Annotated in this window: 11 protein-coding genes; 3 read left to right on the top strand and 8 right to left on the bottom strand. The window is 64.3% G+C overall.

What is annotated here, in order from left to right:
- Window positions 1-8 precede the first annotated feature (8 nt).
- The 3 genes from A6723_RS06265 to yedF all read left to right on the top strand — a co-directional run bounded on the left by A6723_RS06265 (window position 9) and on the right by yedF (window position 2,411).
- Window positions 9-902, top strand: coding sequence for a LysR substrate-binding domain-containing protein (locus A6723_RS06265; RefSeq protein ID WP_054908161.1), 894 nt, complete (start codon window positions 9-11; stop codon window positions 900-902).
- Window positions 903-970: 68 nt separating this feature from the next.
- Entirely contained in the window at window positions 971-2,197 is a 1,227-nt protein-coding gene (gene yedE / locus A6723_RS06260) for a selenium metabolism membrane protein YedE/FdhT (RefSeq protein ID WP_054908160.1), read from the top strand.
- Entirely contained in the window at window positions 2,163-2,411 is a 249-nt protein-coding gene (gene yedF, locus A6723_RS06255) for a sulfurtransferase-like selenium metabolism protein YedF (RefSeq protein ID WP_045210023.1), read from the top strand. Before yedE ends, yedF begins: the two co-directional genes overlap by 35 nt.
- Window positions 2,412-2,638: 227 nt before the next feature.
- On the opposite strand, the gene ispD is transcribed toward yedF, so the two are convergent.
- The 8 genes from ispD to dnaE all read right to left on the bottom strand — a co-directional run bounded on the left by ispD (window position 2,639) and on the right by dnaE (window position 13,707).
- On the bottom strand, window positions 2,639-3,337 hold the full coding sequence (gene ispD / locus A6723_RS06250; protein WP_054908159.1) for a 2-C-methyl-D-erythritol 4-phosphate cytidylyltransferase: 699 nt from the start codon (window positions 3,335-3,337) through the stop codon (window positions 2,639-2,641).
- Window positions 3,334-3,618 (bottom strand): cell division protein FtsB, encoded by a 285-nt coding sequence (gene ftsB, locus A6723_RS06245; protein WP_017521200.1) that lies wholly within the window; start codon window positions 3,616-3,618, stop codon window positions 3,334-3,336. Before ftsB ends, ispD begins: the two co-directional genes overlap by 4 nt.
- Window positions 3,619-3,681: 63 nt before the next feature.
- Window positions 3,682-4,971, bottom strand: a complete 1,290-nt coding sequence (gene eno, locus A6723_RS06240) for a phosphopyruvate hydratase (RefSeq protein WP_015476278.1) — start codon at window positions 4,969-4,971, stop codon at window positions 3,682-3,684.
- A 104-nt stretch (window positions 4,972-5,075) separates the two neighbouring features.
- Window positions 5,076-5,921, bottom strand: a complete 846-nt coding sequence (kdsA, locus tag A6723_RS06235) for a 3-deoxy-8-phosphooctulonate synthase (protein ID WP_024766068.1) — start codon at window positions 5,919-5,921, stop codon at window positions 5,076-5,078.
- A 2-nt stretch (window positions 5,922-5,923) separates the two neighbouring features.
- The gene (locus tag A6723_RS06230; RefSeq protein WP_024766069.1) at window positions 5,924-7,552 is read right to left on the bottom strand and encodes a CTP synthase; all 1,629 of its coding nucleotides are present in this window, start codon (window positions 7,550-7,552) and stop codon (window positions 5,924-5,926) included.
- 171 nt (window positions 7,553-7,723) lie between these two features.
- The gene (tilS, locus tag A6723_RS06225; RefSeq protein WP_054908158.1) at window positions 7,724-9,043 is read right to left on the bottom strand and encodes a tRNA lysidine(34) synthetase TilS; all 1,320 of its coding nucleotides are present in this window, start codon (window positions 9,041-9,043) and stop codon (window positions 7,724-7,726) included.
- A gap of 69 nt (window positions 9,044-9,112) precedes the next feature.
- Window positions 9,113-10,063, bottom strand: a complete 951-nt coding sequence (gene accA / locus A6723_RS06220; RefSeq protein ID WP_054908157.1) for an acetyl-CoA carboxylase carboxyl transferase subunit alpha — start codon at window positions 10,061-10,063, stop codon at window positions 9,113-9,115.
- Window positions 10,064-10,176: 113 nt separating this feature from the next.
- A complete protein-coding gene (dnaE, locus tag A6723_RS06215) occupies window positions 10,177-13,707 on the bottom strand; it encodes a DNA polymerase III subunit alpha (RefSeq protein WP_054908156.1) in 3,531 nt (1,176 codons plus the stop codon).
- Window positions 13,708-13,740 lie beyond the last annotated feature (33 nt).

Here is a 13,740-nt window from a genome sequence, read left to right as displayed (position 1 = left end):
TAATCCACATGCATCGCTGGGAAGGGCTGGACGAATTCGTTGCCGTCGCCGAAACCGGTCAGTTCACCGCCGCCGCCGAGCGCCTGGGCGTGTCTTCGTCCCACGTCAGCCGCCAGGTCGCGCGGCTGGAGGAGCGCCTGCAGACGCGCCTGCTCTACCGCAACACCCGAAAGGTAACGCTCAGCGAAGCCGGCCAGACCTTCCTGCAGCATTGCCGCCGCCTGCAGGACGCGCGCGAGGAAGCCTTGCGGGCGGTCAGCGATCTATCTGCCGAACCCAAGGGGCTTCTGCGCATGACCTGCGCGGTGGCTTACGGCGAACGATTCGTGGTGCCACTGGTGAACGGGTTTATGGAGCAGTTTCCGCAATTGCGCGTGGAGATAGAGCTGTCCAACCGCCAACTCGACCTGTTCCATGAAGGCTTCGACCTGGCGATCCGCCTCGGACGCCTGAGCGACTCCCGGCTGGTGGCAACACGTCTGGCGCCGAGGGTGATGTACCTCTGTGCAACGCCGGGCTACCTCGCCCACCACGGCGCGCCACACAGTGTGGCGGAGCTCGCGCAGCACAATTGCCTGGTGGGCAGCAGCGACCAGTGGAGTTTCCTCGAGGACGGCCGCGAAACCCAGCACCGGGTGCAGGGCAACTGGCGCTGCAACAGTGGCCAGGCGGTGCTGGACGCGGCGTTGCGCGGCTTCGGCCTGTGCCAGCTGCCGGATTACTATGTGTTGGAACACCTGCGCAGCGGCCGGCTGGTTTCCTTGCTGGACCAGCATCAGCCGCCCAATACCGGGGTCTGGGCGCTTTATCCACAGCAGCGGCACCTGTCGCCCAAGGTGCGGCAACTGGTGGATCACCTCAAGGAAGGCCTACAGCATCTTCAGCCCTCTCCCTTGCCATGAAGCAAGCGGCTGAAACTGGCCTTGGCTAGAATGGGAGGTTTCCCACCCTTCGGATCAAGGACGACGAGATGTCAGCCCTTTCTTCCTTCCGCGAGCGCTATCTACTGCGCTTCTGGTCGCCACTGCCAACCCTGGTCGCCCTGGGGGTCATCTCGGCTTACTACTTCGCCATGACCGGCACCTTCTGGGCCGTCACCGGCGAGTTCACCCGCTGGGGCGGCCACGTACTGTCCTGGTTCGGCCTGCAGCCGCAGGAATGGAGCTACTTCAAGATCATCGGCCTGCAGGGCACGCCGCTGGACCGCATCGATGGCGTGATGATCATCGGCATGTTCCTCGGCGCGCTGGTCTGCGCGCTCTGGGCCGGCAATGTCAGCCTGCGCTGGCCTACCAGCAAGCGTCGACTGCTGCAGGGCCTGATCGGCGGGGTGATTGCCGGTTTCGGTGCGCGCCTGGCAATGGGCTGCAACCTGGCGGCCTTCTTCACCGGCATCCCGATGTTCTCGGTGCATGCCTGGGCCTTCATGTTCTCCACCGTGATCGGCGCCTGGTTCGGCGTGAAGATCAGCCTGCTGCCGTTCCTGCGCATTCCGTTGAAGGTCGGCGGCAAGGCGGCAGCCCTGCCGAGTGCCGAAGCCCTCGCTCGTCGCGCCAAGCTGCAATGGCGACTGGGCATGGGCGTACTGGTGCTCGCCGCGCTGTTCGCCGCGTGGCGTTTCGAGGTCTCGCTGGTACTGGGCATGGCCTGCCTGTTCGGCCTGCTGTTCGGTGGCCTGATCGAGCGCGCGCAGATCTGCTTCACCAGCGCCGCCCGCGATCTCTGGACCACCGGCCGGACCCAGGCCGCGCTGGGCATCTTGCTAGGCATGGCTGCTGCCTGCATCGGCACCTTCGCGGCGATCCACAACGGCCTGCCGCCGAAGATTTTCTGGATGGGACCGAACGCCGTGATCGGTGGCGTGCTGTTCGGCATCGGCATCGTGCTGGCCGGCGGCTGCGAGACCGGCTGGATGTACCGTTCGATGGAAGGCCAGGTGCATTTCTGGGTGGTCGGCGTCGGCAACGTGATCGGCGGCACCCTGGTCGCGGTGTTCTGGGACCAGCTCGGCACCAACCTCGCCCTGCCCTATCCCAAGCTCAATCTGCTGCAGGAGTTCGGCCCCGGTGGCGGCCTGCTGATCACTTTCGCCGGCCTCGCTCTGTGCATGCTGCTGGTGCAGCTCAACGCGCAACGCTTCACTCGTAGACGGAAAACCAACGATGTCCGAAACCAAGACGCCGACGCTGTCGCTTGATCTGCGCGGCGAACACTGCCCGTACAACGCCATCGCCACTCTGGAAACCCTGGAGACGCTCAAGCCCGGCGACCTGCTGGAAGTGGTCACCGACTGCTCGCAGTCGGTCCATGGCATTCCGGAAGACACCCAGCGTCATGGCTACCATTGCCTGGCGGTCGAGCAGCACGGCGCGCTGTTTCGCTTCCTGATCGAAGTACCGCTGCTGGGCTGAGGCTGCTCTTGTAAGCGCGGACGTCGTCTGCGACGGGCCTCCGGCGCGACTCGAACCTGCCGCAGACAGAGCCCGCTCCAACGGTTCGGCCCAGGGCGCAGTCTGTAGAAGCGAGCTTGCTCGCGAACAAGGTTTCCGGCGACTTCAGTGCTGACCAGGTTCGCGAGCAAGCTCGCTCCTACAGAGGCCGGATATGCCGCAAACGGTCAAGGGCCGGCCAGCAGGAATCAGTGCTTGGCGAAGTTGCGCTGCAGGCGCTGCAGGTCTTCCGGGGTGGTGACCTTGATGTTGTCCACCCGCCCTTCCACCATGCGCGGCGCATAGCCCGCCCACTCCATGGCAGATGCCTCGTCGGTGATAGCCGCGTCGGCCACCAGCGCATCGGCGAGCGCGCGGTGCAGGGCGCCGAGACGGAACATCTGCGGGGTGTAGGCCTGCCAGACCACGCTGCGATCGATGGTTTCGACCACGCGGCCATCAGCGCCGACGCGCTTCAAGGTGTCCCGCGCGGGCACGCCGAGCAGGCCGCCCACGGCGTCGAATTCCAGCTCATCCAGCAGGCGGTCCAGGTCGGTACGCGCCAGGTTCGGGCGAGCGGCGTCATGCACCAGTACCCAGTCGTCCGGCGTGGCGCCCAGCTCGGTCAGACGCAGCAGGCCGTTGAGCACGGAATCGGCGCGCTCGCGGCCACCATCGGCACGATGGATCAGTTCATTGGAAGCACTGGGCAGGGTCGGCCACCAGGGATCGTCGGCGGCCAGGCACACCACGAGCCCCTTCAGACGGGGATGACCGAGGAAACAGTCGAGGGTGCGCTCGAGAATGCTGCGACCGGCAAGGTCGAGGTATTGCTTGGGGCGGTCGGCGCGCATCCGCGAACCGATGCCGGCGGCCGGGATGACGGCCCAGAAGGCGGGAGTGGTCATTGCGCGAGCTGGTAGAGGGTTTCCTTGTCCTTGACCATGCCGAGTTCGTGACGGGCACGCTCCTCGACGGTCTCGGTGCCTTTCTTGAGCTCGGCGACTTCCGCCTCGAGGATGCGGTTACGTTCGAGCAGGCGCTCGTTCTCGCCCTGCTGGTCGGCGATCTGCTTCTGCAGGTCGCGCACCTGCGCCAGGCTGCCATCGCCAACCCACAGGCGATACTGCAGGCCGGCCAGCGCCAGGATCAGCACGACGAACAGCCAGTAAGGGCTACGTAACCTCAAACCTTCAGCTCCCTATACGCAAAGGGGTGGCTTCTGCCACCCCTTCACCGTACCAGACTCGGATCAGCCGCGGAATTCCGCGCGACCACGGTACGGCGCTTTGGCGCCCAACTGCTCTTCGATACGCAGCAACTGGTTGTACTTGGAAACGCGGTCGGAGCGGCAGAGGGAGCCGGTCTTGATCTGACCAGCGGCGGTGCCGACGGCCAGGTCAGCGATGGTGCTGTCCTCGGTTTCGCCCGAACGGTGCGAGATCACCGCGGTGAAGCCGGCGGCCTTGGCCATCTGGATGGCTTCCAGGGTCTCGGTCAGCGAGCCGATCTGGTTGAACTTGATCAGGATCGAGTTGCCGATCTTCTCGTCGATGCCGCGCTTGAGGATCTTGGTGTTGGTCACGAACAGGTCATCGCCGACCAGTTGCACCTTCTCGCCGATCTTGTCGGTCAGGACTTTCCAGCCAGCCCAGTCGGACTCGTCCATGCCGTCTTCGATGGAGATGATCGGGTAGCGCTGGGTCAGGCCCGCCAGGTAGTCGGCGAAACCTTCGGCGCTGAATACCTTGCCTTCGCCTTCGAGGTCGTACTGGCCGTCCTTGAAGAACTCGGAAGAGGCGCAGTCCAGGGCCAGGGTCACGTCATCGCCCAGCTTGTAGCCGGCGTTGGCGACGGCTTCGGCGATGGCGGCCAGGGCGTCTTCGTTGGAAGCCAGGTTCGGCGCGAAGCCACCTTCGTCACCGACGGCGGTGTTCAGGCCACGGGCCTTCAGCACGGCCTTGAGGTGATGGAAGATCTCGGCGCCCATGCGCAGCGCGTCGGCGAAGTTCTTGGCGCCGACCGGCTGAACCATGAACTCCTGGATGTCGACGTTGTTATCGGCATGCTCGCCGCCGTTGATGATGTTCATCATCGGAACCGGCATGGAGTACTGGCCCGGGGTGCCGTTCAGGTCGGCGATGTGCGCGTACAGCGGCACACCCTTGGCCTGGGCAGCGGCCTTGGCGGCGGCCAGGGACACGGCCAGGATGGCGTTGGCGCCCAGCTTGCCTTTGTTCTCGGTGCCGTCGAGGTCGATCATCGCGTGATCCAGACCTTTCTGGTCAGCCGCGTCCTTGCCCAGCAGCAGGTCGCGGATCGGGCCATTGATGTTGGCCACGGCTTTCAGCACGCCCTTGCCCAGGTAACGGCTCTTGTCGCCATCGCGCAGTTCGAGAGCCTCGCGGGAACCGGTGGATGCACCGGACGGGGCGCAAGCGCTGCCGACGATGCCGTTGTCCAGGATCACGTCCGCTTCAACGGTCGGGTTGCCGCGGGAGTCCAGGACCTCACGGCCCTTGATGTCGACGATCTTTGCCATTCTTGATAACACTCCGAAGATAGAGATAAACGGGGCGGCTGGTGAGACATCAGAAGCGGCTCAATGGCCTGCCGTGCTCAACGCGGCAGGCATCGAGCCGATTCTCAGGCAGTCTCGATAATGGGGAAACTCTTGACCAGGTCGTCCAGCTGCTTGAGCTGGGACAGGAAAGGCTCGAGCTTGTTCAGGCGCAGGGCGCACGGACCATCGCACTTGGCGTTCTCAGGGTCCGGATGGGCCTCCAGGAACAGGCCGGCGAGGCCCTGGCTCATGCCGGCCTTGGCCAGGTCGGTGACCTGGGCGCGGCGGCCGCCAGCGGAATCGGCGCGACCACCCGGCATCTGCAGGGCATGGGTCACGTCGAAGAACACCGGGTACTCGAACTGCTTCATGATGCCGAAGCCGAGCATGTCCACCACCAGGTTGTTGTACCCGAAGGAGGAGCCACGCTCGCAGAGGATCAACTGGTCATTACCCGCTTCCTCGCACTTGCGCAGGATGTGCTTCATCTCCTGCGGCGCGAGGAACTGGGCTTTCTTGATGTTGATCACCGCATTGGTCTTGGCCATGGCCACGACCAGGTCGGTCTGCCGGGACAGGAAGGCCGGCAGCTGGATGATGTCGCAGACCTCGGCCACCGGAGCGGCCTGGTAGGGCTCGTGCACGTCGGTGATGACCGGCACCTTGAAGGTCTTCTTGATCTCTTCGAAGATCTTCAGCCCTTCTTCCATGCCCGGACCACGGAACGAGGTGATCGAGGAACGGTTGGCCTTGTCGAAGCTGGCCTTGAACACGTAGGGGATGCCGAGTTTCTCGGTCACCTTCACGTACTCTTCGCAGACCTGCATCGCCAGGTCGCGCGACTCCAGCACGTTCATGCCGCCAAACAGCACGAACGGCAGGTCGTTGCCGATCTGGATATCACCGACGCGGATGATCTTCTGGGTCATGTTCAGGCTTTCCCGGCTTGTTTCAGGGCGGCATTGACGAAGCCGCTGAACAGCGGGTGGCCATCACGCGGGGTGGAGGTGAATTCCGGGTGGAACTGGCAGGCGACGAACCACGGATGATCCGGAGCCTCGACCACTTCGACCAGCGCGCCGTCGCCGGAGCGGCCGGAGATCTTCAGGCCGGCAGCTTCCAGTTGCGGACGCAGGTTGTTGTTCACTTCGTAGCGGTGACGGTGACGCTCGACGATCACTTCCTTGCCGTAGCAATCGTGCACCAGGGTGCCGGCGGACAGCAGGCACTCCTGGGCGCCCAGGCGCATGGTGCCGCCCAGGTCGGAAGCTTCGGTGCGCACTTCGGTGGCGCCGGTAGCGTCCTGCCATTCGGTGATCAGGCCGACAACCGGGTGGCCGCTGGACTTGTCGAACTCGGTGGAGTTGGCATCGGTCCAGCCCAGCACGTTGCGGGCGTATTCGATGACGGCCACCTGCATGCCCAGGCAGATGCCCAGGTACGGGACCTTGTTCTCACGGGCGTATTGCACGGCGGTGATCTTGCCTTCCACGCCGCGCAGGCCGAAGCCGCCCGGAACCAGGATGGCGTCGGCGCCTTCGAGCAGGCTGGTGCCCTGCTGCTCGATGTCCTCGGAGTCGATGTAGCGCAGGTTGACCTTGGTGCGGCTCTGGATGCCGGCGTGGGTCATGGCTTCGATCAGCGACTTGTAGGCGTCGAGCAGTTCCATGTACTTGCCGACCATGGCGATGGTGACTTCACGCTCGGGGTTGAGCTTGGCATCGACCACACGGTCCCACTCGGACAGGTCGGCCGGGCCGCACTCGAGGCCGAAGCGCTCGACGACCAGGTCGTCCACGCCCTGGGCATGCAGCACCGACGGAATGCGGTAGATGGTGTCGACGTCTTCCAGCGAAATGACCGCACGCTCTTCCACGTTGGTGAAGAGGGCGATCTTGCGGCGGGAGGATACGTCCACCGGGTGGTCGGAGCGGCAGATCAGGATGTCCGGCTGCAGGCCGATGGAGCGCAGTTCCTTGACCGAGTGCTGGGTCGGCTTGGTCTTGGTCTCGCCGGCGGTAGCGATGTACGGGACCAGCGTCAGGTGCATCAGCATGGCGCGGCGCGAACCGATCTCCACGCGCAGCTGGCGGATGGCCTCGAGGAAAGGTTGCGATTCGATATCACCGACAGTGCCGCCGACTTCAACCAGGGCCACGTCGGCATCGCCGGCGCCCTTGATGATGCGACGCTTGATCTCGTCGGTGATGTGCGGGATCACCTGCACGGTGGCGCCCAGATAGTCACCGCGGCGCTCCTTGCGAAGCACGTCCATGTAGACGCGGCCGGTGGTGAAGTTGTTGTTCTGGGTCATCGTGGTACGAACGAAACGCTCGTAGTGGCCCAGATCGAGGTCGGTCTCAGCGCCGTCGTGGGTGACGAACACCTCACCGTGCTGGAACGGGCTCATGGTGCCCGGGTCGACGTTGATGTAGGGGTCCAGCTTGAGCATCGTGATCTTCAGGCCACGCGCTTCCAGAATGGCAGCCAAGGAAGCCGAGGCGATGCCTTTCCCCAATGAAGAAACAACACCACCCGTGACGAAGATGTAGCGCGTCATGAAAAGCCCTGAATGTCAGCGTTTAGGCGGCTCGGCCGCCGGGGAAGCGAAGGTGTCGGGTACAAGACCCGGCTCACGACTTCGTCGTGAAAATAGCGAACTCCCACTGATTCGAAGGCGAATCAACAGGAGCGGTACAAGACGGGAGCGTAGTCTACCGGAAAGCCGCTATCAGCTCAAACCCGAGTCATTCGTCGGAGGTGTCCAGCGCAGGGTCCAGCCTTGCCCAGCCGCCACCCGCAAGCCCGGCAGCAGTGCGACACCGAGCAGTTCGTCGGCTCGCCAGAGCAGCGGCAGACGGCCGCGCAGGAAGGCCGGCACCGCCGCTTCGTTGAGCAGGCGCTTGAGATCACGGCTGCCGCGACCGACCAGCGCCATCACTTCTCCGCCCTGCCGGTAACGAACCTCCAGCGGCCCTTTCGGCGCTTCGCCGTCAAACCGCAACTCACCATTGCCCGGCAGCGAAAGCATCTTGGAAGGATCGCGCCAGCTCTGATTTGCCGGTACGAAACCCAGCCAGGGATTGGCCAACCACCAGAGCCGACCGTGGGCACGGCGCAGCTCGCCATCGGCAAGGCGCCAGATCGGCTCGGCGTCTTCGCGAGCATCGCGCAGGTCCCGCCAACCGGCCCAGTGGGCACTGTCCGGCAAGCGCGCCAGGGGCGCGAGCCAGTGGCGCAGGGCATTGCGCTGGCGTGGCTCGCTCAGCTGCGCCAGTGCGGCGACAGCCAGTGAGGGCAATTGCATACCGATGTATTCGTCTCGGGCTCCGGCCGACACCAGGTCGTTCTGCGCCAGTTCGGCGAGCAGCCCATCGGCCTCCGCCAGGTGCTCGGCACTGCGGGCGATGGTCTCCACCGCCGACGGCCAGCGCTGGACGATGCCCGGCACAACCTGGTTGCGCAGATAGTTGCGGTCGTAGTCGTCGCAAGCATTGGACGGATCGTCGACCCAACCCAGCCCATGGCGACGGGCGTACCTCTCCAGCTCCGCACGACTGATGCCCAGCAGCGGACGCAACAGCGTCCCAGCCCCCAGCGGGCGACAAGCGGCCATTCCGGACAAGCCGCGCACTCCGGCACCACGGAAAAGCCGGAATAGAACGGTTTCGGCCTGGTCGTCACGGTGCTGCCCGGTCAGCACGCACTCCCCCTCCCCCAGCGCCGCGGTGAAAGCCGCATAACGCGCCTCCCGCGCCGCGCGCTCGAGGCTTGCACCACCATCGACTTGCACGCGCGCCACCTGCAAGGGCACACCCAGGCCATCGCAGAACCGTTGACAGTGTTCCGGCCAAGCGTCAGCGACGGTCTGAAGGCCGTGGTGAACGTGAATGGCGGAGAGAGGAGGCAAGGATTGCCGGCGAGCCAGCCCGGCCAGGAGATGCAGCAGGACGGTGGAATCCAGCCCGCCGGAAAAGGCAATGCGCCACGCCGGCGCAGCGCGCCAGGGAGCGAGGAAGCTCAGCAGTCGGGATTCGAGTTCAGCAGACATGGCGCAGGTCGACAGGGTCGGGGACGAGGCAAGGATACCTCGTCACCCGCGCTGCGCCGAAGGCGTCGATCAGGCGACGCCGTAGCTCATCAGGCGCTCATAGCGGCGCGCAAGGAGCTCTTCGGTGCTCAGCTGACCCAGGGTGTCGAGTTGCCCGAGCAGGGAATTGCGGATGGTCTCGGCCATGGCGGCCGGGTCGCGGTGGGCGCTGCCCAGCGGCTCCGGGATAACGTTGTCGACGATACCCAGGTCCTTCAGGCGGTTGGCGGTGATGCCCATGGCTTCGGCCGCTTCCGGTGCTTTCTCGGCGGTACGCCAGAGGATCGAGGCACAACCTTCGGGCGAGATCACCGCGTAGGTGGAGTACTGCAGCATGTTCAGCTGGTCGCAGACGCCGATGGCCAGTGCACCGCCCGAACCACCTTCGCCGATCACGGTAGCGATGATCGGGGTCTTCAGGCGCGCCATGACACGCAGGTTCCAGGCGATGGCCTCGCTCTGGCCGCGCTCTTCGGCGTCGATGCCCGGGTAGGCGCCGGGAGTATCGATGAAGGTCAGGATCGGCATCTTGAAGCGTTCGGCCATTTCCATCAGGCGGCAGGCCTTGCGGTAGCCTTCCGGGCGCGGCATGCCGAAGTTGCGGCGCACCTTCTCACGCACTTCGCGGCCCTTCTGGTGGCCGATGATCATCACCGGCTGGTCTTCCAGGCGGGCAACGCCGCCGACGATGGCCGCGTCATCGGAGAAGTGGCGGTCACCGTGCAGCTCTTCAAACTCGGTGAAGATGTGCTCGATGTAGTCGAGGGTGTAGGGACGACGTGGATGGCGAGCGAGCTGGGCGATCTGCCAGCTGGACAGGTTGCCGAAGATGTTCTCGGTCAGCGCCTTGCTCTTTTCCTGAAGACGGGAGATTTCGTCGGTGATGTTCAGGGCGTTGTCGTTACCGACCAACCGCAGCTCTTCGATCTTGGCGTGCAGGTCGGCAATGGGCTGTTCGAAATCGAGAAAATTCGGGTTCATGGGCTATCCGTCGTTCTGTTGGCGGCTGGGCCTGGTCCGTAGGCGCCCTACCTTACGGTATCGGGCGCCGAGGGTCGAGACTGGCGAGCGGGCGGCGTTTGGCCACCGCCACGCTAGCGGTAGTTCAGGAAGACGTTGTCGCGGCCGAACTGGTCACGCAGCGCTTGAATCAGGTTGTCTGCCGGGTCGATCCGCCACTGCTCGCCGAACTGCAGCAGCGCGCGTGCCGACTCGCCACTGTAGTCGACGGTGACCGGACAACTGCCCCGGTGGCGGGTGCACAGATCGGCCAGCCAGCGCAGGCGATCACCCTTGAGCGCATCGGCATGCACACGCACACGCAGGCTCTCGGCCAGCGAAGTACGGGCCTCTTCCAGGCCCATCACGCGCTTGGCGCGCAGGCGCAGGCCGCCGGAGAAATCGTCCTGGCTGACTTCACCCTCGATCACCACCAGCGCATCGGTCTGCAGCAACGCCTGGTTGGCGGCGAAGGCTTCGGCGAACAGCGAGGCTTCGATGCGGCCGGAGCGGTCGTCCAGGGTCACGAAGCCCATCTTGTCGCCGCGCTTGTTCTTCATCACCCGCAGGTTGACGATCAGGCCTGCGACAGTCTGGGTATCGCGCGCCGGCTTGAGTTCGACGATGCGCTGGCGGGCAAAACGTCGCACCTCGCCCTCATACTCGTCGATCGGGTGGCCAGTCAGATAAAGACCGAGGGTGTCCTTCTCGCCTTTCAGGCGCTCCTTGAGATTGAGCTCCTTGACCTTGCGATGGTTGGCGTAGACGTCCGCCTCGGGCTCGGCGAAGACGCCGCCGAACAGATCCATGTGGCCACTGTCATGGCTTCGCGAGGTCTGCTCGGCGGCCTTGACGGCCTCCTCCATGGAGGCCAGCAGCACGGCGCGGTTGATGTCGACGTGGGCGTGGTAGGCCTTCTGCTCCTCAAAGAAGTGCGGGCCGAGACGGTCCAGCGCACCGGCGCGGATCAGCGCTTCCAGGGTGCGCTTGTTGACGCGCTTGAGATCGATGCGATCGCAGAAGTCGAACAGGTTCTTGAACGGGCCGCCTTCGTTGCGGCACTCGGTGATGGCTTCCACCGGGCCTTCGCCGACGCCCTTGATCGCACCCAGGCCGTAGACGATCTGGTCGTCCTCATCCACGGTAAAGCGGAACTCGGAGTTGTTCACGTCCGGCGCGAGAATGCGCAGCTTCATGTGGCGGCACTCTTCGATGAGCGTCACCACCTTGTCGGTGTTCTGCATATCCGCGGTGAGCACCGCAGCCATGAACGGGGCTTTCCAGTGGGTCTTCAGCCAGGCGGTCTGGTACGACACCAGGCCGTAGGCGGCGGAGTGCGACTTGTTGAAGCCGTAGCCGGCGAACTTTTCCACCAGGTCGAAGATGTTGCCCGAGAGGTTGGCGTCGATGCCGTTGTTGGAACAACCCTCGATAAAGCCGCCGCGCTGCTTGGCCATTTCCTCGGGCTTCTTCTTACCCATGGCGCGGCGCAGCATGTCCGCGCCACCGAGGCTGTAGCCCGCCATTACCTGGGCGATCTGCATCACCTGTTCCTGGTACAGGATGATGCCGTAGGTCGGCTTGAGCACCGGCTCGAGGCCGGCGTACTGGTAATCCGGGTGCGGATAGGAAATCTCTTCGCGACCGTGCTTACGGTTGATGAAGTCGTCCACCATGCCCGACTGCAGCGGACCGGGACGGAACAGCGCCACCAGTGCGATGAGGTCTTCCAGGCAGTCCGGCTTGAGCTTCTTGATCAGCTCCTTCATGCCGCGCGATTCAAGCTGGAAGACCGCGGTAGTCTCCGCCTTCTGCAGCAGGTCGTAGGTCTTCTTGTCGTCCAGCGGGATACGGTCGATATCGACCAGATCCGGGTCGCCGTTCTTCTTCTGGATGCGATGGATGATCTCCATCGCCCATTTGATGATGGTCAGGGTACGCAGGCCGAGGAAGTCGAACTTCACCAGGCCGGCGGCTTCCACGTCGTCCTTGTCGAACTGGGTCACCAGGCCGGCGCCCTCTTCGTCACAGGCGATGGGGGCGAAGTCGGTCAATTTGGTCGGCGCGATCACCACGCCGCCGGCGTGCTTGCCGGTACCACGGGTGACGCCTTCCAGCTTGAGCGCCATGTCCCAGATTTCCTGGGCTTCTTCGTCGGTCTTGAGGAAGTCGCGGAGCATTTCCTCCTGCTCGAAGGCCTTCTCCAGGGTCATGCCCACTTCGAAGGGAATCATCTTCGACAGCTTGTCGGCCAGGCCGTAGGACTTGCCCTGCACCCGCGCCACGTCACGCACCACCGCCTTCGCAGCCATCGAGCCGAAGGTGATGATCTGGCTGACCGCATTGCGGCCGTAGGCGCCGGCCACGTAGTCGATCACCCGGTCACGGCCTTCCATGCAGAAGTCGACGTCAAAGTCGGGCATGGAAATACGTTCAGGGTTGAGGAAACGTTCGAACAGCAGGTCGTAGGCCAGCGGGTCGAGGTCGGTGATCTTCAGCACATAGGCGACCAGCGAGCCGGCACCCGAGCCCCGGCCAGGGCCCACGGGCACGCCGTTGTTCTTGGCCCACTTGATGAAGTCCATCACGATCAGGAAGTAGCCAGGGAAGCCCATCTGGATGATGGTGCCCAGCTCGAACTCCAGGCGGTCGACGTAGATCTGCCGCTTCTCTTCGTAGTTCGGCGTGGTTTCCTTCGGCCAGAGCACTGCCAGGCGCTCCTCCAGGCCCTCGTAGGAGACATGGCGCAGATATTGGTTGATATCCATGTCGTCGTAGGGGATCGGGAAGTTGGGCAGGAAGTACTTGCCCAGCTGCACATCGATGTTGCAGCGCTTGGCGATCTCGACGGAGTTTTCCAGAGCCTCGGGGATATCACTGAACAGCTCGGCCATTTCTTCCGGGCTCTTCAGGTACTGCTGGTCGGAATAGTTGCGCGAACGGCGCGGATCATCCAGGGCGCGGCCTTCGCCGATGCATACGCGGGTCTCGTGGGCCTCGAAATCCGCCTCCTTGATGAAGCGCACATCGTTGGTGGCGACCAAGGGCGCGCCACTGCGAGCCGACAGAGCCACGGCGGCATGCACGTGCTCTTCGTCATTGACCCGGTTGGTGCGCTGGATGTCCAGGTAGAAGCGGTCCGGGAAGACCTCCAGCCACTCTGCCAGGAGCGAGTCCGCATGGGCGTCGTCGCCCTCCAGCAGGGCCATGCCGATCTCGCCCTCCTTGGAGCCGGACAGCGCGATCAGGCCTTCGGCGGCGTCCTTGACCCACTGCCGTTCGATGATGATCTCGCCGTTACGCTGGCCTTCCTGCCAGCCGCGGGAAATCAGCTCGGTGAGGTTGCGATAGCCCTTGGCGTTCATCGCCAGCAGGGTCAGGCGGGTCAGCGGGCCATCCTCGTCGCGGTTGGCCAGCCAGATGTCAGCGCCGCAGATCGGCTTGATGCCACCGCCCATGGCCGTCTTGTAGAACTTCACCAGCGAGCACATGTTGCTCAGGTCGGTCACCGCCACCGCCGGCATACCGGCCCCACCAACCGCCTTGATCAGCGGCTTGACCCGCACCAGGCCGTCGACCAGGGAGAATTCGGTGTGCAGACGCAGGTGAACGAAGGTGGCGGTCATGATGGTCCTTGGCAAACGCGAAAAACGGCAAGC

The organism is Pseudomonas sp. AU11447, assembly GCF_001672555.2.
Taxonomy (GTDB): domain Bacteria; phylum Pseudomonadota; class Gammaproteobacteria; order Pseudomonadales; family Pseudomonadaceae; genus Pseudomonas; species Pseudomonas nitroreducens.
The sequence above is the reverse complement of the archived record's forward strand: the minus strand, read 5'-3'. Positions and strand labels throughout refer to the sequence as shown.